The sequence below is a fragment of the Mycobacterium sp. MAA66 genome (genome assembly GCF_041261665.1).
Lineage (GTDB): Bacteria > Actinomycetota > Actinomycetes > Mycobacteriales > Mycobacteriaceae > Mycobacterium.
Genome location: NZ_JBGCCC010000002.1, coordinates 181,374 through 205,651, shown reverse-complemented (window position 1 = coordinate 205,651; position 24,278 = coordinate 181,374). Strand labels below are relative to the sequence as shown.

Annotated in this window: 22 protein-coding genes and 1 pseudogene; 15 read left to right on the top strand and 8 right to left on the bottom strand. The window is 63.9% G+C overall.

Going from position 1 to position 24,278, the window contains the following annotated elements; genetic code table 11:
• Positions 1–10: 10 nt before the first annotated feature.
• The 3 genes from ABIA30_RS07465 to ABIA30_RS07455 all read left to right on the top strand — a co-directional run bounded on the left by ABIA30_RS07465 (position 11) and on the right by ABIA30_RS07455 (position 3,153).
• Positions 11–979, top strand: a complete 969-nt coding sequence (locus ABIA30_RS07465) for a 3-hydroxyacyl-CoA dehydrogenase NAD-binding domain-containing protein (protein ID WP_370063741.1) — start codon at positions 11–13, stop codon at positions 977–979.
• A 29-nt stretch (positions 980–1,008) separates the two neighbouring features.
• Positions 1,009–2,493 (top strand): CoA transferase, encoded by a 1,485-nt coding sequence (locus ABIA30_RS07460; RefSeq protein WP_370063739.1) that lies wholly within the window; start codon positions 1,009–1,011, stop codon positions 2,491–2,493.
• 72 nt (positions 2,494–2,565) lie between these two features.
• Positions 2,566–3,153 carry an NADPH-dependent FMN reductase gene (locus ABIA30_RS07455; RefSeq protein ID WP_370063737.1) on the top strand — a complete coding sequence of 196 codons (588 nt, stop codon included), beginning with the start codon at positions 2,566–2,568 and terminating at the stop codon, positions 3,151–3,153.
• A 22-nt stretch (positions 3,154–3,175) separates the two neighbouring features.
• Here the strand turns inward: ABIA30_RS07455 and ABIA30_RS07450 are convergent, their stop codons facing one another.
• Positions 3,176–3,373: a hypothetical protein gene (locus ABIA30_RS07450; protein ID WP_370063735.1), complete on the bottom strand. Its 198-nt coding sequence runs from the start codon at positions 3,371–3,373 to the stop codon at positions 3,176–3,178.
• Between the two features lie 24 nt (positions 3,374–3,397).
• On the opposite strand from ABIA30_RS07450, the gene ABIA30_RS07445 reads away from it, so the two are divergent.
• Positions 3,398–6,127 carry an AAA family ATPase gene (locus ABIA30_RS07445; RefSeq protein WP_370063733.1) on the top strand — a complete coding sequence of 910 codons (2,730 nt, stop codon included), beginning with the start codon at positions 3,398–3,400 and terminating at the stop codon, positions 6,125–6,127.
• Positions 6,128–6,284: 157 nt separating this feature from the next.
• Positions 6,285–7,610, top strand: coding sequence for a helix-turn-helix domain-containing protein (locus tag ABIA30_RS07440; RefSeq protein ID WP_370063731.1), 1,326 nt, complete (start codon positions 6,285–6,287; stop codon positions 7,608–7,610).
• Between the two features lie 579 nt (positions 7,611–8,189).
• On the opposite strand, the gene ABIA30_RS07435 is transcribed toward ABIA30_RS07440, so the two are convergent.
• On the bottom strand, positions 8,190–8,672 hold the full coding sequence (locus tag ABIA30_RS07435; protein WP_370063729.1) for a MarR family winged helix-turn-helix transcriptional regulator: 483 nt from the start codon (positions 8,670–8,672) through the stop codon (positions 8,190–8,192).
• A 296-nt stretch (positions 8,673–8,968) separates the two neighbouring features.
• Here ABIA30_RS07435 and ABIA30_RS07430 point away from each other — a divergent pair, with 296 nt between their 5' ends.
• From ABIA30_RS07430 to ABIA30_RS07400, 7 genes and pseudogenes are all read left to right on the top strand, one after another.
• Positions 8,969–9,202, top strand: coding sequence for a dinucleotide-binding-like protein (locus ABIA30_RS07430; RefSeq protein ID WP_370063727.1), 234 nt, complete (start codon positions 8,969–8,971; stop codon positions 9,200–9,202).
• A gap of 52 nt (positions 9,203–9,254) precedes the next feature.
• Positions 9,255–10,193, top strand: a complete 939-nt coding sequence (locus tag ABIA30_RS07425; protein ID WP_370063725.1) for an SDR family oxidoreductase — start codon at positions 9,255–9,257, stop codon at positions 10,191–10,193.
• Positions 10,194–10,239: 46 nt separating this feature from the next.
• Positions 10,240–10,665: a hypothetical protein gene (locus ABIA30_RS07420; protein WP_370063723.1), complete on the top strand. Its 426-nt coding sequence runs from the start codon at positions 10,240–10,242 to the stop codon at positions 10,663–10,665.
• Between the two features lie 238 nt (positions 10,666–10,903).
• On the top strand, positions 10,904–11,530 hold the full coding sequence (locus ABIA30_RS07415) for an NADPH-dependent F420 reductase (RefSeq protein WP_370063721.1): 627 nt from the start codon (positions 10,904–10,906) through the stop codon (positions 11,528–11,530).
• A 38-nt stretch (positions 11,531–11,568) separates the two neighbouring features.
• A complete protein-coding gene (locus tag ABIA30_RS07410; protein ID WP_370063719.1) occupies positions 11,569–11,949 on the top strand; it encodes a DoxX family protein in 381 nt (126 codons plus the stop codon).
• Positions 11,946–13,160, top strand: coding sequence for a YceI family protein (locus ABIA30_RS07405; RefSeq protein WP_370063717.1), 1,215 nt, complete (start codon positions 11,946–11,948; stop codon positions 13,158–13,160). The genes ABIA30_RS07410 and ABIA30_RS07405 overlap by 4 nt, the downstream gene beginning before the upstream one ends.
• 61 nt (positions 13,161–13,221) lie before the next feature.
• Positions 13,222–13,688: pseudogene (locus ABIA30_RS07400) on the top strand (NADPH-dependent FMN reductase); the annotation flags it as partial.
• A 62-nt stretch (positions 13,689–13,750) separates the two neighbouring features.
• Here ABIA30_RS07400 and ABIA30_RS07395 read toward each other — a convergent pair.
• Entirely contained in the window at positions 13,751–14,368 is a 618-nt protein-coding gene (locus ABIA30_RS07395; protein ID WP_370063715.1) for a TetR/AcrR family transcriptional regulator, read from the bottom strand.
• Between the two features lie 185 nt (positions 14,369–14,553).
• Here ABIA30_RS07395 and ABIA30_RS07390 point away from each other — a divergent pair, with 185 nt between their 5' ends.
• Positions 14,554–16,224 carry a CocE/NonD family hydrolase gene (locus ABIA30_RS07390; RefSeq protein ID WP_370063713.1) on the top strand — a complete coding sequence of 557 codons (1,671 nt, stop codon included), beginning with the start codon at positions 14,554–14,556 and terminating at the stop codon, positions 16,222–16,224.
• A gap of 321 nt (positions 16,225–16,545) precedes the next feature.
• On the opposite strand, the gene ABIA30_RS07385 is transcribed toward ABIA30_RS07390, so the two are convergent.
• From ABIA30_RS07385 to ABIA30_RS07375, 3 genes are all read right to left on the bottom strand, one after another.
• Entirely contained in the window at positions 16,546–16,776 is a 231-nt protein-coding gene (locus ABIA30_RS07385) for a DUF3349 domain-containing protein (RefSeq protein WP_370063711.1), read from the bottom strand.
• Positions 16,777–17,257: 481 nt separating this feature from the next.
• The gene (locus ABIA30_RS07380) at positions 17,258–20,215 is read right to left on the bottom strand and encodes an RND family transporter (protein WP_370063709.1); all 2,958 of its coding nucleotides are present in this window, start codon (positions 20,213–20,215) and stop codon (positions 17,258–17,260) included.
• Positions 20,212–20,658 (bottom strand): MmpS family transport accessory protein, encoded by a 447-nt coding sequence (locus ABIA30_RS07375; protein ID WP_370063707.1) that lies wholly within the window; start codon positions 20,656–20,658, stop codon positions 20,212–20,214. The genes ABIA30_RS07380 and ABIA30_RS07375 overlap by 4 nt, the downstream gene beginning before the upstream one ends.
• 171 nt (positions 20,659–20,829) lie before the next feature.
• Here ABIA30_RS07375 and ABIA30_RS07370 point away from each other — a divergent pair, with 171 nt between their 5' ends.
• Complete coding sequence (locus tag ABIA30_RS07370; protein ID WP_370063705.1) at positions 20,830–21,441, top strand: TetR/AcrR family transcriptional regulator; 612 nt, start codon at positions 20,830–20,832, stop codon at positions 21,439–21,441.
• 217 nt (positions 21,442–21,658) lie between these two features.
• On the opposite strand, the gene ABIA30_RS07365 is transcribed toward ABIA30_RS07370, so the two are convergent.
• Entirely contained in the window at positions 21,659–22,027 is a 369-nt protein-coding gene (locus ABIA30_RS07365) for a VOC family protein (RefSeq protein WP_370063703.1), read from the bottom strand.
• Positions 22,028–22,086: 59 nt separating this feature from the next.
• Between ABIA30_RS07365 and ABIA30_RS07360 the strand changes: the two genes are divergently transcribed.
• On the top strand, positions 22,087–22,551 hold the full coding sequence (locus ABIA30_RS07360) for a MarR family winged helix-turn-helix transcriptional regulator (RefSeq protein WP_370063701.1): 465 nt from the start codon (positions 22,087–22,089) through the stop codon (positions 22,549–22,551).
• 198 nt (positions 22,552–22,749) lie between these two features.
• On the opposite strand, the gene ABIA30_RS07355 is transcribed toward ABIA30_RS07360, so the two are convergent.
• Positions 22,750–24,273, bottom strand: coding sequence for a phytoene desaturase family protein (locus ABIA30_RS07355; RefSeq protein WP_370063699.1), 1,524 nt, complete (start codon positions 24,271–24,273; stop codon positions 22,750–22,752).
• Positions 24,274–24,278 lie beyond the last annotated feature (5 nt).

Genomic DNA, 24,278 nt, shown 5'->3' with positions numbered 1-24,278 from the left:
AGACGCCATCGTGTCATTCGAAAAGCCAATTGGGCGTGTCGCTTTGGTCGGCACGGGAGTCATCGGTGCCAGTTGGGCTGCACAGTACCTGGCGCGCGGGCTGGACGTTGTTGCGACCGATCCGGCCCCGAACGCTGAGGCGAACTTGCGCAGCTATGTCGACGAGGCCTGGGGGCAGCTCGAAGAAATCGGCCTGTCGCCGGGCGCATCGCGCGACCGGTTGAGTTTCACCAAGGACTCCGATGAGGCCCTCGCAACGGCGGACTTCGTGCAGGAGAACGGGCCTGAACGGCCCGACTTCAAAGTCAAGTTGTTCGCGACCATGGACGCAGCGACGCCCGTTGATTCGATCATCGCCTCGAGCTCGTCGGGCATCACGCCCAGCGTGATGCAATCAGCGTGCAAGCACCCGGAGCGGGTCGTCGTCGGCCACCCGTTCAACCCACCCCACATCGTCCCGCTAGTGGAGGTGGTCGGCGGCACCGCGACATCACCGGACGCCATCCAACGCGCGATCGGTTTCTACGCGTCGATCGGCAAGAAGCCCATTCATCTGCGCAAGGAGTTACCGGGACACGTGGCCAACCGGCTGCAGGCGGCGCTGTACCGAGAGATGCTCAACCTCATTGGGCAACATGTGCTGAGCGTCGAGGAAGCCGACATTGCCGTCAGCTATGGCCCGGGCCTGCGGTGGGGTGTGATGGGCCAAAGCCTGCAATGGCATTTGGGTGGGGGAGCGGGTGGCATCGACCACTTCATGGAGCAGCTCATGGACCCGCTCGCGGCGATGATGCAGACCCTCGGCGATCCACAGGTAACTCCCGAACTCAAGCAGACCATCATCGATGGTGTGATGCGCGAAGCGGGGGGACGCTCCGTCGACGACCTCGCGCGCGAAGAGAACGAAGTCATCATCGGCCTTCTTCGGTTGCGAGCGAACGGCGCGAGCGTGCACGCGGCAGCGAAGGAAACGGCGTGAGTACCGTATTTGCCACGGGGGCAACCCGTTTGACCGAGGCGCTCGAGTCGATAACGGGCAACCCGGCGACGTCGTCGGAGTTCGATCTGCTGGCGAACACCAACGACGTGCTCCGCGACGTAGGACTTACCGCCGCGGACTGCGGAGGTTGCCTGTCGTTCTATGGGCAGGACCCGATCATTTCCAGCCCGCTTCGTTTCGGCGCCATGGCCGCGATGGGCCTGGCCGCGAAGTCTGTCGCGGCCGCGGCCGTCTGGCAGGCGAGAACCGGGGAGCCACAGGACATTCACGTCGACGTCCGCAAGGCGCTTCGCCGGTTCTGTGGTTTCTTCGAGGGGAAATGGGAAACGATGAACGGGCGCGCTCCCACGATGGGCGCCTTCGCGGGCAACCCGTTCCTCGAAATTCCGCTGTTCCGCAAGACGCGCGATGGGCGCTACGTGGTGGCCCTGGATTTCTATCCTCGATCCAAGACGGACACGCTCAAGTTCCTCCGGTGCACCGACAGCCTCGGCTCCATCGAGAATGCCATATTGCAATGGCGTGCAGACGAATTGGAATCCGCTGCAGCAGAGGAAGGGCTCATCCTGGCGAAGGTGCGAACTCTCGATGAGTTCCTCAATGAGCCGCAATATACCGAAGTGCTGTCCACGATGCCGCTGATCACCGTGGAGAAGATCGGGGAGAGCGCACCCGTGCCGTTCGAGAGGGGCGGACGCACTCCGCTGGACGGCATCCGCGCGTTCGGAATGGGGCACGTCATTGCCGGCGCGGCCATGGGTCGGGACCTAGCCATGTACGGCGCGGACGTCCTCAATATCTGGCGGCCCTACGCCACCGAGGTCGAGTCCTTCGCGTGGGATGTGCAGGTTGGTATGCGTTCGACCATCTTGGATGGCTCCAAGGAGGATCGCGCCACATTCGACGACCTGCTGAGGGATGCTGACGTCTTCTTCGCCAACAAGCGACCCGGTTATCTGGAACGAAACGGTCTTACTGCCGAAGATCTGTGCGCCCAGAAGCCCGGACTGATCCATGCCAAGGTGATCCTGCATGGCGACACGGGGCCATGGTCGAACCGTCCCGGTTTCGACGAGATCGGTGCGGCCGTATCCGGTGTGTTCTGCATCGAAGGGTCACCCACTCTCCCAAAGTCGCCGGTGATCGTACCGATCTGCGACAACGTGGTGGGCTGGCTCGGGACCGTCGGCGTCCTCGAGGCGATGCGCCGGCGCGCGACGGAGGGCGGCAGCTATCGAGTCGTGGTGTCTCTGACCCGAACAGTGCTGTGGCTGCTTTCGCTCGGGATCTTTGACAAGGAATACGCCGCGGCCACGGCTGGATCGAGCGAGGTGCACTCTTATGTCGCCCCCGATCTCTTCACGGCCGAAACCCCGCTGGGCACGTACCGGGGAATGACCGACCAGGTGGTCATGTCGCGAACGAAGGAGTCATACCGGACGGTTCTGGCGCCCCGCGGCTCATCGAAACCGCAATGGCTCGTCGAGCCGTGAACCAGCCAGCGCGGCTGCGGATCTAGTCGGTCGACACAGAAAGGTCGACACAGAAAGAAGGTGCAACTTCACATGGCCAGGTACATGGTCGGATACATCATCGGCAGCCTGTCGGCCCAGTCAATCAACCGTACTCTGTCCAAGGCGCTGATCCGGTTGGCGCCGGACAACCTGAAGTTCGAAGAGATTGCGATAAAGGATCTTCCGTTGTACAACCGTGATCTCGATGACGATTACCCGCCGGCGGGCCAGGCACTAAAGGACGCGATTGCCGCGGTCGATGCCCTGTTGTTCGTGACCCCGGAGTACAACCGCGGCGTGCCGGGCGTGCTGAAGAACGCCATTGACTGGGCCAGTCGCCCGTACGGAGAAAACTCACTCACGCATAAGCCGTCAGCTGTGATTGGCGCCTCGCCGGGCAAGATCGGAACTGCTGTGGCGCAACAAAGTCTGCGCAGTGCACTCAGCTTCTGTAACGCACCCCAGATGACGGCGCCCGAGGCATACCTGCAATTCACTCCGGGACTGATTACCGACCAGGGTGACATCACCGACCCGTCGACCGAACAGTTTCTGCGCGACTACATGGAGGAGTTCGATACTTTCGTCAGCCGCGTGCTGGCCGTCGTGCCGCGCGCGCTTCCCAGTGGGACGACATGAATGGCCCCGCGCGCTGCGGGCGTTAATGGATTCGACACCAGGAACATTCGTCGCCGAGAAGCGGCACCGGTGCGGCCGAGCCTTCCCGCTGGCCGCGGGCCATCGGCACGTCGGTACGGGCGACCACGTCGTCATACCAAGACGGGAGAACGCTGCCGAGCCTGAACTCAGCAGCGGTACGGTGAGCGTCAGCGGCCAGCAGTGTGCGGGCTGATGTCACGGTGCGGGGACGCTAATGATGTTGATGGGCCGCCGCGTGGAGTGCGAACGGCTGAGCCAACTCATCGAAGCGGTTCGTGCCGGACAGAGCCGGGCCCTGGTGCTGACTGGCGACGCCGGGATCGGCAAGACGGCGTTGCTGCATTATGTGGCTGAGCAGGCGGCGGAATGCCAGGTGTTACGCGCCGCAGGTGTCCAGTCGGAGATGGAGTTGGCCTTCGCTGCGTTGCATCAGCTGTGCGCGCCGATACTAGGCAGCCTCGACCGCCTCCCCGGACCGCAAGGCGACGCGCTGCGGACCGTGTTCGGCATCAGTCCGGGAGGGCCGCCGGACAAGTTTCTTATCGGACTTGCGGTGTTGAACCTACTGTCCGACGCTGCCCGGGGACGGCCGCTGGTGTGTGTCGTGGACGACGAGCAGTGGCTTGATCGGGCCTCGGCGCAAGTCCTCGGCTTCGTCGCTCGCCGATTGGTCGCGGAGTCGGTTGGCGTTGTCGTCGCCGCGCGAAGCCCGAGCCACGATCTGGCCGAGGTCCCCGAGCTCGAGGTGGAGGGGCTGGGAACCGACGATGCCCGAGCATTGTTGGACAGCGGGCTGACCCGACAGCTCGATAGCCACGCGCGGGATCTCATCGTGACCGAGGCGCGAGGTAATCCGTTGGCACTGCTGGAGTTGTCGCGGGGCCTACGGCCCGGCGCCTTGGCGGGTGGATTCGGGATTCTGGGCGCAGTCCAGCTCTCGGAGAGGGTCGAAGGAAGCTTCCGGCGCCGCATCGAGGTGCTCCCCGACCAGACCCGGCTGCTGTTGCTTGTCGCCGCGGCAGATCCGGTCGGTGATCCCGACCTGGTGTGGCGAGCGGCCGCGAGGTTGGGGATCGACCGGGAAGGTGCGGCGGCGGCGCATGATGCGGGCGTCATCGAGTTCAGCACTCGGGTCCGGTTCCGGCACCCCTTGGTGCGCTCCGCGGTCTACGCGTTGGCGTCGCTGGAGGACAGACAACGCGTGCACGCGGAGCTCGCCGAGGTGACCGACCCGGAACAGGATCCCGATCGACGGGCGTGGCATCGGGCGTGTGGAGCGCCCGGTCCCGACGAGGACATTGCCGTTGAACTGGAATGCTCCGCGGGCCGCGCCCAGGGCCGCGGCGGCGTGGCGGCCGCCGCGGCATTCCTTGAACGGGCCGCGAAGCTGACGCTCGATCCGGCGCGGCGCGGCGACCGGGCGCTGGCCGCCGCCTCGGCCAAAGTCAAGGCTGGCGAGTTCATTGCGGCGCAGGAGCTGCTTTGCCTGGCCGGAGCCGGGCCGCTCAACGATGTCCAGCAGGCCCGCGTCGACCTGATCGGCGCCGACCTCGCGTTCGTCGCAAGCCGATGCAGTGATGCGCCGGCTCTGCTGTTGAAGGCCGCCCGGCGGCTCGAACCCATCGATGCGGCCCTATCGCGAACGACCTATCTGCAGGCACTGTCGGCCAGCATGTTCGCCGGTCGATCGGCGCTGGACGGCGGAGTACTTGAGGTGGCGCAGGCGGCACACGCCGCGCCGCCGGGTCCCGGATGCGCGGTTGATCTTCTTCTTGACGGTCTCGTGGCTCATTACAACAGCGGATATCGGGCCGGACTGCCGATTCTGCGGCAGGCACTCGAGCACTTCGGTACCGGTATGTCGGCCGATGAGGAGTTGCGCTGGCATTGGGTGGCCGGCGTCGTCGCCCGCCACCTGTGGGATGACCACGCTTGGCAGTTGCTCTCCGATCGGCACGTCGAGCTTGCCCGCCGCGTCGGCGCGCTCAGCGAGCTTCCACTGGCCCTCAACTCGCGCGCGTTCATGCTCTTGTTTGCCGGTGAACTGGCCGCCGCCTCGTCAGTCAGCCAGGAGCTGCAGGCGGTTATGGAGGCAACTGGCAGCAAGGTGGCTCCATACGCTGTCCTCGGAGTAGCCGCGATGAGTGGCAGCGACGCACAAACGGCGGCCCTGGTAGAAACCACCATCGGCGAGGCCAGCATCCGCGGCGAAGGGATTGGCATAAGCATCGCGGGATGGGCGAGTGCCGTCGTTAACAACGGTATCGGCAACTACCCGGCGGCGATGACCGCGGCCGAGCGCGCACTTGAGTACCCGTATGAATTGAATGCGCCAAGGTGGGCGGCGGTCGAACTCGTCGAGGCGGCCACGCGCAACGAACGACGCGACACCGCCGCCGAAGCCCTCCGTTACCTGGCCGACATCACCAGCGTCAGCGGCACCGACTGGGCGCTGGGCATCGAGGCCCGCTCACGGGCATTGTTGAGCGACGGTGATCCCGCTGAGCGTCTGTATCGCGAGTCGATCGAACGACTCAGCCGTACCCGGTTGCGCGCAGAGCTTGCCCGCGCGCACTTGCTATACGGCGAATGGCTCCGCCGGAAGCACCGTCGCGTCGACGCCCGCGCCCAGCTGCGCACCGCACACGACATGCTGGAGGCGATGGGCATGGCGGGCTTTGCCGAGCGTGCACGCCGTGAGCTGCGGGCCACCGGTGAAACCGCCCGCAAGCGCGCTGTCGCGGCAACCGCGCACGAGCTGACACCACAGGAAGCGCAGATCGCGGCGATGGCGCGCGATGGACTGTCGAACCCGGAAATCGGCGCCCGGCTGTTCATCAGCGCGCACACAGTCCGCTACCACTTGCACAAGGTCTTCGCCAAGCTCGGCGTCGAATCCCGCGGCAAACTCGGCAGCGCCCTATCGCAACGCGCCACCGACCGTCTGGACTGACGCGCCTCAAACGGCGTCGGGATGCATCTGGGGGCCGCACCGACTGGGTCGTGACTGTGCAGTTGGTAGATGCGAGCGTGTGCGCGCTCGACAGATGATGACCACCTCAAACTCGTGGTGCCCGCCACCAAGATTCTGTTGCGAGGAGGCCATGGACATGCGGCCGACCGCAGACGCGGTTCCTGCAGAGCAGTTCGCTGAGGTCGTCGACGACGGACAGCTGTACGCCGAGTATCGACGCCTCACCACCGAACAGGCCGCGTTGCGCCGAGTGGCCACGTTGGTCGCGCAGGGCGTCGGACCTTCGGCGGTATTTGGCGCGGTGGCCGAGGAGATGCGCCGGTGCGTGCCCGCCGTCGCCGCTGGACTGGGTCGCTTTGACGCAGATGGCGAGCAAACGTTGGTGGCCGTCGCGCTCCATCCCACGGGGCGGGCGCGATTGCCGGCGGGCACCCGCACTCCGCTGGAAGGCGACACCATTGCACCGGTGGTGCAACGCACTGGCGGATCTGCACGGATCGACACGTACGAAGACGCTGCCGGGCCGTTCGCTGATCATCTGCGCGCTGTCGGTTTGAGCGCGGCGGTGGGGGTGCCCATCATCATTGATGGACGCGTCTGGGGCGTGGCTGCCGTCGGTTCGGTAAAGCCCGGCCCCATGCCAGCTGATACCGAGGTCCGCATCGCCCGCTTCGCTGAACTGATCTCCACCGCTCTGGTGGCCGGTGAGCGCGACGAGCAGACACGCCAACTCCTGGCGGACGCGTCGCGACGCTCCAATCTGATTGACTCGGTCCTCGAGGGACGAGCTGTCGGCGGGTGGAGCATGTGGCAGGTCGCCGCCCGTCTTCAGCTGCCGCTCCACGGTCCCTTCGTCGTCGTTGCCGCCCACATTGCCGCCATCGGCGATGAGCCGCTGCCCGGGATCGAGTCGAAGCTGCGCAGCCTCGACATATTTTCAGCGTGGCGGCTGCTGCCTGACGTGCAGGTCGGGGTCGTGTCCGTCGCTTCCGACCAACGACTCCGTATGTGCGTTGCCTTGGTGTCGCGGCTGGCCACCGCCCGCGTGGGTGTGAGTGCGCCGTTCGATGATCTGCGTGATACGCCGCGAGCCCTGCATGTCGCACGAGTGATGTTGCGTGGCCGGCCCGATCCGGCATCCTCAGTCGCGGTGTTCGACGGCTCCATCCTGGGCACCGCGGCTGTCAGTGCGCCGGAGGCGATGATCGAAATAGTCGGTCCCGCGTTGGCGGGTTTTGGTGGGCTTCCCGACGAGGAGCGGGAGATGCTTTTTGACACGTTTCGAGTGTGGCTGGACAACGGTGCGTCGGTAGGCGCCGTCTCCGAACGACTGTTCTGCCACCCCAATACGGTGCGCTACCGATTGCGACGAATCGAACGGCTTACCGGGCGATCCTTGTCGCATCCAAAGGATGTCGCCGAATTGTGTTTAGCATTCGAAGTGTATCGCCGACTTATGTGACTCCGAGTCCGCGTCGGCGCCAAAGAAACCGTTCCAGCATCAATCCGGAACGGTCCACTGCGCGGCGTTCGCACCGGCGGCATGGCACACGCGCGACATCCTGCATCCGGCCGCCCAGGCCCGTGGCTTCGGTAGCCGGCGCTCACTCGAGGTCGGCCATAAACGGCATGACACTGAAAATAGCTGCTGCCGAGGGTGTTTCACGCTCGTGAATCCGGGCGCAGCCACCGTGTGGCAGCCGGCGTAGGCATTGTTGATCAAGATATCGAGGTACTGATCGACGTCTCGACCTCAGCGTGCACGCGCGTCGCGGCCCCCCCCCGGGGGGGGGGGGGGGGCGGACACTGCTCGACTCCAGCTACGTCAACGGCATGCAACTGGTCGTCGACGGCGGCAGTCAACGTTCGCTGAGACTCGGGACTAGTCGGCCGGGGCGGGGCCGCGTGCCGTATCTGGCGACAAGGGGCATGACGCGAATGTCACTACAGGACAAGATATCTCATGATAAGCATCAAGTTCGACGAACGTACTCTGAGCATCGACGTCAGCGACCTTGAGTGTCATCTGTGGAGCGCTTGGCTATGAGCGCTTGTCTGCGGCGGAAGAGTCGTCGTCCTTGGTGAGGTGGTGCAGTATTCGTTCGTGGAGGGCGGCAAACATGTCGAGTTCAGCGGGGGTCATCAGGTCGATGAAGTTTCGGCGGACGTCGTCCACGTGCCCGGGCGCCGCCTTCTCGACGGCGGCGCGGCCGGCCGGCAGCAAGCAGATCATGGTGCTGCGGGCGTCGTCGGGATTGGGTTCACGGCTGATCAGACCGTCGGTCTGCATGCGCCGAACCTGGTGTGACACACGGCTTTTCTCCCAGCCCAGTGCGTTGCCCAGGTCGCGGGCGGGCATGCGATCCCCGTCCAGAGCCGAGAGCAACGCCAAAACCTCGTAGTCGGCACCGGACAGGCCCGATTCCTGCAAGCGTCGGGATAGGTGGACTTCGAGCTGATGGTGTGCGTGCACGAAGGCACGCCAGGCGCGGGCTTCACGCGCATCCAGCCACTTGGGTTCCATCAACCTCGACGCCTCCTAGTTTGGTTGACAACTCTACCAAAGCCTCTATGGTGGAGGAGTCAACCTTCTCACCGATGAGTTTAGACGGGATGCGTCATGAGCAGCAGCATCATCGGCACCGGCAAACATGGCCGGCGCTCTGGCCGGCCGGGTGCTCGCCGGCGGCAACGCAGTCGAGATCATCGGCCGTAACCCGGTCAAGGCCGAGGAGTTAGCCGCCGCGCTCGGGGGTGCCACGGTTGGGACCACGGGTGCCGCCCCGGCTGGGGACATGGTCATCCCTGCCCTCCGATGTTGTGGCGGCCGGCCCAGCCGAGGGTCGCGCATTGGACGTGTTCATCGCCGGCGACGACGCCGAGGCCAGGGTGAGTGTGTCGGCATTCGTCGAGAGCCTGGGAATGCGCCCGCTGGACACCGGGCCGGTGGCGATGGCGCGGGCCCTGGAGCACGCCACCCTGCTGCATCTGGGCCTCGTCGCCCATTCCGTCAAGCACACCAACTTCTTTCTTGGCGTCAACATTCTCGGCTGATCGCTACCCACCACCAACCGTCACCATCACCCACTGTCAAAAGGAGAGCACCATGCGCGTTTTCGTTACCGGCGGGACCGGCCATGCCGGTTCGCACATCGTCCCCGAGCTGATCGCCGCCGGGTACGACGTCACGGGCCTGGCCCGGTCCGACGAATCCGCGGCGGCCCTGTCGGCCCTGGGCGCGACGGTGTGTCGCGGCAGCCTCGAGGATCTCGACGCGCTCAAGGAGGCGGCCGCGGATTCCGACGGTGTCATCCACGTGGCCCACCGTCAGGACCTGCTTCCGTCCGGCGGGATGGACGCCGTGGCCGCCGCGGAGCTCCAGATCATGCTCGCCTACGGCGAGGCACTCGCGGGAACGGGAAAGCCGCTGGTCGCGGCTGGCAGCATCGGCGGCCCCGGGCAGGGTCTGGGCCGGCCGGCCACCGAGGAGGACCCGGCCCTTCCCGGCAGGGAGGAGGACAAGGGCACCCTGCGGGCGCGCAATGTCGTGGAAATCGCCGCAGTCGGCCTTGCCGAGCGAGGAGTGCGGTCATCGATCGTGCGGCTTCCGCTCATCGCGCACGACACGACCGATTCTGCCGGCTTCCTCCCGCAGCTGATCGCTCTCGCGAAGGACAAGGGCTTCGCCGGATACCCCGGAGACGGCGCGAACGCGTGGAGCGCCGTGCACATCCGCGATGTCGCCTCGCTGTTCCGTTTGGCGCTGGAGAAGAGTCCGGCCGGCAGGTACTGGCACGCGGTCCAGGACGAGGGCATTTCGTTCCGCGAGATCGCCGAGGCCATCGGCAGCCGTCTGGACTTGCCCGTCGTCAGCGTTCCGGTGGACGAACTGATGGTGCCGGGGTACTTCGGGGCCCTCGCGAGCCTCGTCACGAAGAACTACCCGGCCGCCAACCTCATCACCCGCCAGACCCTGGGTTGGGAACCTACTCAGCCAACATTGATGGCCGACCTGGATAACGGTCACTACTTCGCCGCCAGCTGACGGCCTCGGCGCACCTACCGAATTTCCCCCACTACGAGGAGTAACCATGACCACCTTTGCCGCGCACCGCGACACCTTGGAGGCCTTCGTCGACTGCATCCACGGCGGCGTCGACGAGAACACCCTCGCCGGCCTGCTCGCCGAGGACGTTGCGCTGTACGGCCCGTTCGGCGATGAGCCGGTCAGCGGCCGCGCCGCCGCCGTGCAGACCATCAAGAAAGTCAACACACTGTCCTCCGACGACACCTACATGGAGGTCCTCAGCGGAGAGACCCACCACGCCGCACACTTCCGGCTTCAAGTCGGAGACGCCGCGGTCAACGGCATCTTCTTCGTCCTGCTCGACGCAGACGGCAAGATCGCTGAGGTGAGCATCTTCTACCGCACGCTGCCGGCCGGCATTGCGCTGCAGCGCAATGCCGCCGAGGCAATCGGCATGCGGCCCTGGGAATTACGCACCAACGAGGAGTGATGGCCACGCCCCGGAACGCACCGCCAGGATCCGGTAGTCGGCCCAGGACAGGCCCCGGCGCACGTGCACGCCAATGGTGATGCCGGGCGCGCGAGAAGGCTCGCCGGGACGCCGTGTCCACGCGGGCTCGCGCGGTTCGCTTCCATCCGCCTGCCCTCCTGGATTGGTTGACATGGTCACCAATCGGCATATGGTGGAGTAGTCAACCTTTTATTCAGTAGGAAAGACAGGACATCTCATGAGCAGCATCAGCATCATCGGCACCGGCAACATGGCCCGCGCCATCGGCGCGCTGGCGGTAGCGGGAGGCAACACCGTCGAGGTCATCGGCCGCGATCGGTCCAAGGCCACTGACCTCGCCACGACTCTCGGCGGCAGCACCACAACAGGAGAGTTCGGCGCCGCCCCGGCCGGGGATATCGTGATCGTGGCCCTGAGGTACGCCGATGTCGTGCCGGTCATCACCCAGTACGGAAACGCGTTGGCGGACAAGGTCATCATCGACATCAGCAACCCCTTCAACGCCGATGCCGACGGGCTCGCCCTCCCCGCTGACACCTCGATCGCCCAGGAAGTCGCCAAGGCGGCTCCGGCCGGCGCCCGCGTGGTGAAGGCCTTCAACACCGTCTTCGGTCACGTCCTGGAGAAGGGTCGGACGTTGGATGTGTTCATGGCCGGCGACGATGCGCAGGCCAAGGCGCGCGTGTCGGAGTTCATCACTGGTCTCGGGCTGCGCCCGTTGGACGTCGGCGGCTTGACCATGGCGCACTGGCTGGAGGGAACGGGCCTGGTCCTCATGGGCCTCGCCCGTCATGGACTGGACAACTTCGACGTCGCACTCGGCGCCACCGAATTCCCCGGCTGAGCCGCCCTGCACCAATCCCACGTCTTCGAGGAGCCCTAGTGAACATCGCGGTATGGATCGCGTCCGTACTACTCGCCGCCGCATATCTCTTTATCGGTGGCACGAAACTGCTGAAGTCCAAGGAGCGCCTAGCGGAGAACCCCTCCACGGCTGGCGCCGCCGAGGCGTTGTCTGCGACGTCGATCAAACTCATCGGCGGCGTCGAGGTGGCTGGCGCTCTCGGTCTGATCGTGCCGTGGCTCACCGGCATCGCGCCGATCCTGACGCCGGCCGCAGCCGTGGGGCTGGCGCTGCTGCAGGTGGGCGCGGCGGTGTTCCACGGTCGACGCGCAGAGTACAAGCAGTGGCCCGTGAACGCCGTATTCCTGGCGCTGGCGGTCTTCATCGCCGTCGCCCGGACCGCGGAGGTCGTGCGATGACCAGCGCTCTGCAGTACGCCGTCGTGGGCACCGGCACCGTTGGCACGGTTCTGGCGCAACGGTTCTCCGACCACCACGTCTCAGCACTCTGGGCCAACACGCGAGGTCCGGAGACGATCGACGTCACCGAACTGTCCGCCTCGATCACACCGGCCACCCTCGACTCGGCCCTGGATGCGGACGTGATCATCTTGGCCATTCCGTTCCTGAAGGTCCGTGAGCTGGGTGGGCGCCGTCCAGACTGGTCGGGCAAGATCGTCGTCGACGCGACGAACGCGTTTCTGGTGCCCAACTCCGAGCAAATCCTCGCCGGCCGCATGTCGACCGAGTACAACGCCGAGGCGTTTCCGGGCGCTGCGGTGGTCAAGTCGTTCAACCAAACCGCCGCCAGGCAGCTGGCCGAGAAGCGCCCACCCGAATTCGGGAAACGCGTGGTCTTCGTGTCCAGCAACGACTCCGCGGCAAGCGCGACGGTAGCCGAACTGTGCACCCAACTCGGCTTCGCCCCAATCGAACTCGGACGTCTCGACGAGGGTGGCGTACTCATCCAAGCCCGCAACGCCCTGGTCTTGCGCGAACTCTACGAGCTGCCGTCCGAACTCGAGAAGAATACTCAGGTGACGTCGGCGGTTGGGCGGGATCTCACCGCCGGCACGTGGACGATCGACCCGGTCCACTCTTCCATCATGTTCTCGGTTCGCCACCTGATGGTCGGCCGAGTACATGGGCGATTCGGCGACTTCTTCGGCGCGATCACCGTGCCCGAGAACGGAACTCCGAACATTGCGGCCACCATCGCGGTCGGGTCGGTTGACACCGGCAACCCGAACCGCGACGAGCACCTGCGGGCACCCGACGTCTTCGACGCCGACGATTTCCCCACCGCCACCCTCGCCTCGGTCGACATGCACAGCACCGGGCACAACGACTGGGTGCTCATCATCGACTTCACCCTGCGCGGAATCACCAAACGCCTACCACTGGCGTTCTCATTTCTCGGCGTGAGCCCCGGCATGGGTCACGGTGAAGTGGCCGGGTTCGAAGGCGTGATCCAACTGAAGCGTAGCGACTTCGGCGTCCTGACCGACACTCCCGTGCTAGCCGGAGGCGGCCCCATGCTCGGAGACACCGTCGACGTCACCGTGTGTTTAGAGGCGGTCAAGGCACCAGCCGCGCCGACCAGATCAGAGGGCGACGCCGCACCCGCGTAGGGCCGCACATCGCTCTGACAAATCAGAAACTGAAGGGAACCACCATGAAGGACATCAATGTGTGTTGGCGTTGGTCGCGAGCCTGCGCGCCGGTTCGGTAAACCGGCAGATCGGCCAAGTGGCCTCGGGGAACGGGCCGGACGGGACTTCCGTCGCGGTCTATGACGGTCTTGGCGACATCCCGTTCCATGACGAGGATATCGACGGTGCCGAGGCACCGGCTGCCGCGCAGAGCCTCCGCGCCGCGGTTGCCGACGTCGACGCTGTTCTGGTGATCACACCCGAATACAACGCCACCATTTCCGGCGGTCGTGAAGAACGCGATCGGCTGGTTGTCGCGGCCGTGCAGGGAGGGCGCAGTCACCGCTGAGCGTGCTCGCTGTGATCGGCGCCGCAGGCGGTCAGTACGGCGACGTGTGGGCACATGACGAGACGCGCAAGTCGCTCGGCGGAGCCGGGGTCCGCGTCATCGATGCGATCAGTTTGTCGATCCCGATTAACTCGCTGGACGGTAAGGATCCACGGGAGACTACGGCTTGGACGGTGAACAGACCCGCCGGGTGCAGAGCGACATGTTTCATCGATTCTGCTTACGACAGCAGTGCGTCAAGCGCCTTTTTGATGTGTGCCAGGCGTTTACGGGTGGATGCTGGTGACTGGGAAAGCTCGTTGGGGGAGAACAGGGTTCCTAGGACGGCATCGGCGTAAAGCAGTCGGTACGCGCTGTCGGCAGTGTCGTGGCTGCACTCGAAGCGCACCGTCAGTGTGTCCGTGACAAATTCTGCGAACCGACGACTGGACTCGGTGCCGCGTGCACGAAGCAAGGGGTCGTCGGCGTAGGTCATCATGAAGGCCCGAAAGGCATTTCGGTGAGTTCCGAAGGTCTCCTCGACTAGTTCAATCAGCCCCTGTAGGAACTTCTCGTTGCCGGAGACGACTAGTAACGGTGCACTCGCGATCAACAACTGCTCTTCGAGGCGGTTGAGGAAGCGGTCCTGCGCGCCGACGATCAGCGCATGCCGATCTTTGAATCGGTGGTAGATCGTGCCGGTGGCCACGTCGGCATGCTTGGCCACTGCTGCAATGGTGAGTCTTGCGAGTCCGTCGCGGTCGAGAATGTCCAGGGCTGCGTCGAGCATGCGGTTGGTTGAATCCTGACTTCGTTGCTGCATCGGGGCGCGCAGCAGGCCGGGGTCACGGTCACCCATCAACCCTCCCCTCCTTAGGAGTCGAATCCAGATTCGAGTATGGACAGCCTACGGCGACATTGCTACTGTCCAAACCGAAACCGAATCAGGATTCTAGTTTGGTATGACACTGCAGGTCACCCCGGCGCTCAGAAGCAGTCGCATTCGGGTTATTTGTGCTGTCCGATAACGGTTTAGGAGATGTCATGACAACCGATGGTGATTTCATTTTCGTACCTTCCCGCCCTCCAGAGGAGGGCGGGTATTCGGGTCTGAATCCGTCGCGGTCAATTTCGGAGGGGATGGTCTTCGAACGCGACGTCGCGGTGCCGATGCGTGACGGGACGCTGATCTACATCGATATCGCACGCCCCGACACCTCTGAACCCGCGCCGGCGCTTATCGCGTACGCGCCCTACGGCAAGCACAACGGATTTCCGTCGATACTTGGCAAGGGTGCTGACATCGCCGAGCCGCTACCCGAGGGCACGCCTTTCGAAGCTCCGGTGGCCGAATACTGGGTCAAGCATGGTTATGCCGTGATCTACGCCGACCCACGTGGCAGCTGGGGATCGCAAGGACAGGCCACCTACTTCAGCAGCCAAGAGGCCGAAGATGGTTACGACCTCGTCGAATGGGCCGGAACACAGCCGTGGAGCAGTGGCAAGGTCGGCCTGACCGGAGTGTCCTACCTCGCCATCAGCCAGTACGGGATCGCGGCGCTGCGCCCCCCGCACTTGGCGGCGATCAACCCATCGGAAGGCATCAGCGACCAATACCGCGAAGCGATCTACCAGGGCGGCATTCCTGAAACTCAATTCGCAGCCAACCTGGCCACGATTCTCGGCTTCGGGCAGGGCCAGCGCGAGGACCTACTCACCGAGATATTCGGCCATCCCTACTACGACGACTTCTGGGCGGCGAAAACGCCGGCTTTGGAAAACATCGAAGTACCAGCCCTTTTCGTGTGTTCGGTTGGTAACCAAGGGCTACACACGCGCGGGACCCTGGAGGCTTATCGCCGCGCCGGGTCCGAACACAAGTGGCTCGACGTTCACGGACGCAAAGAATGGCGTTACTACTACCAGCGCGACAACGTCGAACGTCAGCGCGCGTTCTTCGACCACTTCCTACGGGACGCCGAAACGGAGGTCTCGTCGTGGCCACCGGTCCGCGTCGAATACCGTGACCGACCCGAGACGGGACCCATTCGCGCGGAATCGCATTGGCCACCATCGGGTTCGGACCAGGTGACGCTATACCTGAATGCTGCCACCGGCCGCCTACAGAACAATGCGCCCATCGACCCGGCAACGTCGACCTATGATCCCACTGCCTCGCCCGGCGATCCGCTCCGCCACGCGGGCGACCAAACGGCCACATTCACCTACACCTTCGATGAACCCACCCATCTCGCCGGGAACTGCGCGTTGCGCTTGTTTGCCGCGTCGCCAGGAGCGGGGGACATGGACCTATTCGTGGTCTTGGACAAGCTCGACGCCGACGGGCGCGTGGTCACCTACCCGTTTTGCGCATACCTCGATGACGGCCCCCTGGCCCAGGGCTGGCTTCGAGCAAGCCGCCGCGAACTCGACAGCACCAGGTCCACACCCGACCGGCCAGTGCACGCCCACAAACGCGACCTTCCGCTTCCCGATGACGGACCGGTCGCTCTTGACATCGAAATCTGGCCCTTCACTGCGTACCTCCGCCCCGGCGAGTCACTGCGGTTGACGATTGCCGGCGCAGACATCTATCGCTGGCCACGTGGAGAATTCGTCAACGGGCACGATTTCACTGTGAACACCGCTGCCCATGTTCTCTACACCGGTGCTGACTGGGATTCCTCACTGCGACTTCCCATCGCAAACACGTAGCGTCGGCCCCTCCCGGGGCCTCAGATCGCACGACTGCTGGGCTCCGACGGGCTCATCAGTTTCCAGAGTCGTTGTCATCGGCGAGAATTCGCCAACTTCGCAAGCTCGGCCGTGAGACGTGGCCTCAATTTGTGCACCACCGTACCGGTCTCGGATTTGCCATGCTGATCTCAATTGTTGGGCCGGGTGAGTGACCAGTGCGGCGCGCTGTCATGAGGCGCGGAGCCCGGTTGAATGCCCGGATCGAGGAAGCCGACCGCATCCTGGGCGGGCTAACTGTCCGCTTCAAGCTCTCGTAGCTGCGTTGCTACGTCAATGACGTTACGGCTCAAGGGAATCGTGCACCGGCCAGCCCGCGGAGACCAAGCGCTGACGGACCCGTCCGGTGTCCTCTGACGAGGGCATCTCGTCGGTCAGTTTGGTGATGGCCACCCGAATGTCGGTGCCGTCAATGAGTAGTTGGCCGGCAGCAACAAGCTCGTTGGCCACCTGAACGGTCTCGTCGTCGCTCAGACGTCGGTGCGACGACTGACGTCTGGATGGATCACTCAACGATCACATAAAACAACTGTGGTGTTAAAGGCGACCTTGACCGCCAACGACGCCCCGGTCCCACACCTTGAGTGCACTCGTGCTCGCAACATTGACAAGCGCGTACCTGTTGCTTGAGAACGTCGTTAGTGCAAGCGGCTGACCGGTGGTCAAAAGTGCTATCCGGAGCTGTGATTGGCGATAGCCGGCGATTCTGCGTCCAGCACAAGTTTGAGCGCAGCCGTCGCGAGGGCTGTGTCAGGCAGTGTGACAAGGTCCGAGTTTGCAGCGGGTGAATCCTGCTGCGGTTGAGGAGGATTGGGCATAAATCGAGTGTGTCGTCATCACCACTCCACCGCCAGTGGCAGAACAGCCGGTTCTCGCAAGCTTTATGCCACGCTCTGACCGGTCTGTAGTCGTGATCAAGCCGTCCGCGGTACTCCGCCGCGCGGTCGTCCTCAGTGGATGCATCACGTGGCTACGCCAGATCGGAGGACGTACTTCAGTTATCCGCCGTCACTTTCGGTTCGCGTGCGGTCTCCTCGTCGTTGCCGAGATGAAGGAGTTCGCGAACCGAGCTGCGGGTTCCGTACGGACGGAACATGCGGCTCGCCGGCCGGGGTCGGACGTTGACCGGCCACCAGAACCACCGTCCCAGTAGGGCGGCGATCGACGGTGTCATGAACGAGCGGACCACCAGGGTGTCGAACAGCAGGCCCAGGCCGATCGTGGTGCCGATCTGCCCAAGCACCACCAGGTCACTGAAGATGAACGATGACATGGTCGCCGAGAACACCAGGCCGGCTGCCGTGACGACGCGGCCGGTGCCAGCCATCGCACGGATGATTCCGGTCCGCAGGCCCGCGTCGATCTCCTCCTCGAACCGCGATATCAACAGCAGGTTGTAATCCGCGCCCACTGCCAACAACAGGATGATGGCCAGCGGCACCACGATCCAATACAGATGAATGCCAAAGATGTACTGCCATACCAGAACAGACAGACCCACTGATGCCCCGAGTGACAACGCGACGGTGCCCACGATGACGACGGCAGCGACGATGCTGCGGGTGATGAACAGCATGATCAGCATGATCAGGGCCAGCGCGGCTATCGCCGAGATCAGCAGGTCGTACTTCATCCCCTCCTGAATGTCCTTGTTGGTGGAGGCGATTCCGGCCACGTAAATCTTGGCATCAGCCATGGGCGTCGCCTTCAGTGCGTCGAAGGCCGCATTCTTCATGGCGTCGACGTGCGGGATACCACCGGGATCGGCCGGATTGCCCTGGTGGGTGACGATGAATCTCGCGGCCTGGCCATCAGGTGAGAGGAACAACTTGAGGCCACGTTTGAAATCGGCGTTGTCGAAAGCCTCGGGCGGCAGGTAGAACGAATCGTCGTTCTTGGAATCGTCGAAGGCTTGCCCCATTGCGGTCGCATTTTTCAGGGCCTCATCACTCTGCGCGTTGGTGCCGCCGGTCGTCGCGTAGTTCGACAGCGTGAGTTCCCGGTTGCGTTCCTGGATCGCGATCTGCGGCGGAATCAACGCGACCAGCTGCGGCTGCAGGGCATCCAACTTGTCCAGGCTCGCAGTGATCGCGCCGAATTTGTCGGAGAGATCGGAGATCCCGTCCAAGGCGTCGAACACCGACCGCAGCGCCGAACACATCGGAATATCGAAGCAATGCGGTTCCCAGTAGAAATAGTTGCGCAGCGGACGGAACTGGTCGTCAAAATTGGCGAGTTTGTCACGCAGGTCGTTCACTGTCGTCACCGTGTCGTGGAACGCCTCCGTCTGCTCGTGGGTCACGGCAGCGCTCTGCTTCTGCAACGCCAGTTGCTGGTTGAGGACGGCGAGGGTGTTGGTGATGTCGTTGGCCTGCTTGAGCAGATCGTGCGCGCGGTCCTTCTGATAACCCAGATTCATGATCGAGCTGGCATTCGACGCGCTGATCTGGAACGGAATGGAACTGTGTGTGAGCGGTGTTCCGAGTGGCCGGGTGATGGATTGCACCAGCGCGATGCCCGGCGTGTGCAGGACCGCTTTGGCGACGCGCTCGAGAATCAGCATGTCGGCTGGGTTCCGCATGTCGTGATCGGTCTCGATCATCATCAGCTCAGGGTTGATTCGGGCTTCGGTGAAGTGCCGTTCGGCGGCCTCCATCCCGACGACGCCGGGCGCACTGTCTGGGATATACGGGCGGTTGTCGTAGCTGGTCTGGTAGCCAGGCAGCGCGGCCAGTCCGACGAGCGCGAGCGCACATGTCACCACCAGGATGGGACCGGGCCAGCGGACGATGGCGGTGCCGATCCGCCGCCAACCGCGGGCTTCGAGCTTGCCCTTAGATTCCAATAGCCCGAACCGGGTGCCGATCAACAACACCGCCGGCCCCAGGGTCAGGGCCGCCGTCAACGTCACGACAACCCCGATGGCGGCAGGAATGCCCAGAGTCTGAAAGTACGGCAGCCGGGTGAACGCCATGCATGCCACCGCGCCGGCAATGGTCAGGCCCGACCCGACGATGACGTGGACCGTGCCCCGGTACATGTCGTAGTAGGCCGGAAGCCGGTCCATGCCCTTACTGCGGGCCTCTTGGTACCGCCCGACAACGAAGATCGCGTAGTCCGTACCGGCCGCAATCGCCAGCAACGTAAGGAGATTCGTGGAGTAGGTGGACAGACCGATGACGCCGGCATGAGCAAGGACTGCCACCACGCCGCGAGCCGCCGCCAGCTCGATCGCGACCATCACGAGCACGATCAGCATGGACACCAGGGAGCGATAGACGAACAGCAGCATCACCCCGATGACAAGGAAGGTGACGCCGGTGACCTCGTTGGTACCCGCACTACCGACCTCGAAGTTGTCGGTCACCAGCGGTGACGCACCAGTGACGTAGGCCTTCACGCCTGGGGGCGGCGGCGTGTCCGCGACAATCTTCCGCACCGCGTCAACGGATTCGTTCGACTTGGCTTCACCCTGGTTGCCGCTCAGATAAACCTGGGTGAGCGCTGCCTTGCCGTCTTTACTCTGCGATCCGCCGGCTGTCAGCGGGTCACCCCAGAAGTCCTGAACATGTTCGACGTGCACGGTGTCCTGCTGGAGCTTCTTCACCAAGCCGTCGTAGTACGTGTGCGCTTCCGGCCCGAGCGGCTTGTCGCCCTCGAGCACGATCATCGCCGCACTGTCGGAATTGAACTCGTGAAAGACCTGTCCAATGTGCCGCATCGCCAAGATGCCTGGCGCGTCAGCGGCATTCAGCCCTACCGAACGTTCCCAGCCAACAATCTCCAGCTGCGGCACGATGGTGTTGGACACGGCAGCAATAGCGATCCACGCCAGCACGATCGGTAACGCCAACGTCCTGATCAACCGCGCCATCCGGGATCCCTCGACCGGGGCCTCAGTACGGTGCTTATGCGCTGTGCCATCCGCGTCCGGCTGCTCGCCCGGCGTCATGCGGTCTTGTCCAGGCAGGAGATGTAACCGTTCACGTGATTCGTGGACCTTTCGTCCTTGACGATTCCGTCGACTGTGATGCGGCACCCGATGGTGTTGCCGTCCCCCTGTGCCCGCAGATCGGCGAACATCGTCGGGTCGTCGGTGATCAGATTCACCGACCAGGGCAACGTGACGTTCTCGACCCGCTGCGGCTGCGCATGGATGTCGAGATAGTTGATCGTGGCCACCGATCCGGGCGAACCGAATACCTCGAATAACACGCGTTTGGGGTTGTATCCGGTGTTCTCCAGCGCGTCCGATCCGGGCCTGGACAACTCGTTGTGCGAGCCGAAGTAGCCATGGAGTCGGTAAACGGTGAACCCTACGAGTCCCACCACGGCGATGGTCACGAGCGCAGTCCATCGTCGACGCGCGAATTTACCGATCGAGAACCTGCTCAACCCAAAGCCTTTCGCCCGCGGACGATCTCACGCAAAAACAGTGAAACCGTGATGCACACCTACGCAGGACGGTACGGTACGGTACACGCGATCGCAACCGCTTGACGTGCGAATAAAATGCTGCTCTCACGGTGTCGACGATGGTTTGACGATGTAGTAAGGAGCGCGATGATGGCCGATGGCCCATGTGATGTCTCGACCGGTCCGTGGAGCGCGCGCGAGGCTGAACTCCTGGCGATCACACTGCAGCTACTCCAAGAGCATGGATACGATCGGCTGAACGTCGAAGCTGTGGCCATCAAGGCCAAGGCAAGCAAGGCCACCATGTACCGGCGCTGGCCATCGAAAGCCGATCTGGTGCTCGCCGCCTTCATCGAGGGCACCCGCAGTTCGGCCGCTGCGCCCCACACCGGCTCGCTGCGTGGTGATCTGCTGGAAATCGGCCACGCCACCTGTGAACAGGCGCGTCAACACATGGGGACCATGCGGGCAGTACTGAACGAGATGTCGCGTAATCCCCGACTGCAGGCGGCGATGCAGGAGAAATTCGTGCTGCAGCGCAAATTGATGTTCGACGGTGTGTTCGCCGACGCCCTTGAGCGGGGCGAGATCGAGGCCTGCGTGCTCAACGAGGAACTCTTCGATCTGCTGCCGGGATATCTGGTCTTCCGGACCCTGGTCTCCGATCGGCCACCGACCGATGAGACGGTCCGCGTACTGGTCGACGAGGTATTACTACCGAGCCTCACGGGGGAACGAAGTGGGCAAGTCGGACCGGAATAGCAGGCGAGTGACACAGGAATAGGCAGCATCCGGTACTCCTCGACGAATGCGTCGAGCTGGGTGCGCGCGGCGTCGAGGAGCACTGTTGGCCCAGATGGGTAGACCCGGCTGCCGGGTAGCCCGATATCGGGCCCGCTCGGGGTGGGAAGCGTTGGCGCCCAGTGCTGTTCGCTGGCCCCACCGTGTCCTTCGGGGATCGGTGAAAGTCCTGTGGCGATCAGGCGCGGTCGTGGAGAGTGACCTGGTAGCCGTCGGGGTCGGCGAAGGTGAATGTCCGACCGAAAGGGCCGTCAATCGGTGCGGAGACGATGGTGTGACCGTCGGTGGCGAGGGCATCGTGAATGGCCTGGACGTCGGTGGCGTGAAGCCAGATCGCGGCACCGATGCCGGGCTGGGCAACGGAGGCGAGATCGGTTCCGGGAATGACGTCGCGGAGTGCGAACGTGATCGGCTTCGTTTCGAAGACGACGGCGTGCGGAGGTCCGGCCTGCGAGCGCACGAGGCCGAGGTACTGCTCGTAGAACGCTTGCGAGGCGTCGAGATTGCGCGCTTGGAGCGAGATGAAGTCGGGGCCGGTGACGGGCATGTGGATTCTCCTTTGTGTGTCAGATTTCTGACATGGACAACGTATGTCAGAATACTGACATGAGTCAAGATGGTGTCGGGGTCGACCTGGAGACCTCACTGGGCTACCTGCTCAAAGAAGCGTCGAGCGTCCTACGCGCAGCCATGGAGGAGGTCCTGCGGCCGCTTGGGATGAGCGTGACGCACTACGCGTGTCTGGAGCTGCTGGCTCAACGGCCGGGCTTGTCGAACTCCGAGCTTGCGCGGGGCGCGTTCGTGACGCGGCAGTCGATGAACGTGCTGCTCCAGGCCCTGGAGCGAGACGGCTATGTGACCAGACCTGCGGAGGCACCCGTCGGGAAGGTTCTTCCGACGCGGCTCACGCCTCGGGGTCGACGGAGCCTGGAGAAAGCGACCATGGCGGTCCGGTCCGTCGAAGTCAGGATGGTAGCCGGGATGACCGAGGCCGAGCAGTCAGGCGGGTTCCGGATTCTGCAGAGCATGATCCGTTCCCTGCGCGATGACAACGACGACGCACGGCGATGAGTCGCATTCGGTGTTCGCCTGCCTACCGCATTCGGTCAACCGTTGGACGTCATGACGAGCCCGGCCGCCCAAGGTTCAATGAAACAGATATTCAATGAAACAGATAGAGGGATTCTCCGCGGACGATTAGCTGCCCCAACGACTTTTGCGTTGTCGCGGTGGGGCTGAACGAGCTTTGCCTCTCCCTTCTTTGGGCGCCTAACGTGCGGTGAGATCTGGTTCGGGCCACCATCGGTTCAGTCCGAGGTCTGCAGTGACTGTCCCGGCGGCCAGGTAGCCCGACCCGAGAGATCCGGGTATACCGGGATGGACGCTGCCTCCGGCCAAGTACAGGCCCGACACGGAAGTACGAGTCGTCGACGACGCCGGCTCCGGTCGGTTCTCGAACGTCTGGCTGATGCACAACGAACCCTGCCGTATCGATCCATTCGCGGCCGTGGCGAATCGCCGGGCAATGTCGGCGGGACTGTCGCAGAACTGAAATAGCAGATGTGCTTGATCTAGTTCCGGCGATGCGCCTACGAGTGTGTCCCATATCCGTTGGCGCCAAGCGGTGCGTAAACGGGTCCAGGACCCAGCCGGATGCTCCAGCGGCGCCATGGTGTCGAAGCGAAGCGTGTGCAGTGGCCCGTACGGTCCGGGCGAGGCCTGCAGCGGATCGTGCAGGGTGGTCGGCGATAGGTGACCCGCAGGTAGATCTGGAAGTTGGCCGCGCTCGACTGAGTCGAAGTATGCGGCAACGTCGGCGGAGCTGTCGAACCCGATGATCTGTGCCGCGGCGTTGGCGTCGGGTGTGAGGTCAGCCGCCGGTTGTCCCTTGATGCCGTAATGCGCGATGAAGGGACCTGTCCGATCTACGGTCCAGTCCTGTGCGGCTCCACGGTATGCGGGGGAGACCAGATCGTCGTGGAGTATTTCGAGGTTCGATTTGGGGTCCACGGTCGAAATGACCGTCGTGGCATGGATGCGACGTCGGTCGGCCAGCACCAACGCGAACACTCCGTTCGTCTTGGTCACCGATGTCACCTTGGCTGAAACATAGCCGCGGGCACCGGCATTCGCGGCCACCCGGTAGATGCCGTTGGCCAAGTTCTTGGTCCCACCCACCACAAGATTTGGGAAGAATTGGCTGGCGACTGCGAACGCCCCGATGACACCGAGTTGCTGGTCGTTCCTGGTGAATCCGGCCAGACCGGCTGCATATCGCAGTGCAATGCTGCCGCCTTCTGATTCGCCCAGGGAAGAAAGGGTATCCGGGGTCATCTCGGCGATCTCAACGGTCGCCGGGCTGGACTCGGACAATACGCTGAGTACCTTGTCGTAGTTCGAAGGGGATTGGTACAACAGGGGTTTCACATTGGCGTAGGCCGCGTCCAGGAGCGCTTGGGCTCGTCCCCCCAGTCCTCGTCCGCCTCTGTATATCGTGGTGCGCTGCCCTCCGGCGGTCACCGTGAAGGCGATTGATGGGGCAATGAATCCCACTGAGTGTTGATCGAGTCGCAGGTCGCGATACGGTGGCAGCTCGGTGCCCAGTGGTAGTGACAGCTGTGCGAGGTTGTAGGTGAAAGGTGTGGAGTAGTCGTCGGAGGCGAAGGTGCCGCCGCGCTCGAAGCGGCTCTCCAGCACCACAACTCGGGCACCGGCCTTGGCCAGGTACGCCGCCGCTGTGAGTCCGTTCGGACCCGATCCGATGATCGCGATGTCGAATACTTCGTCGGTCATTGCGA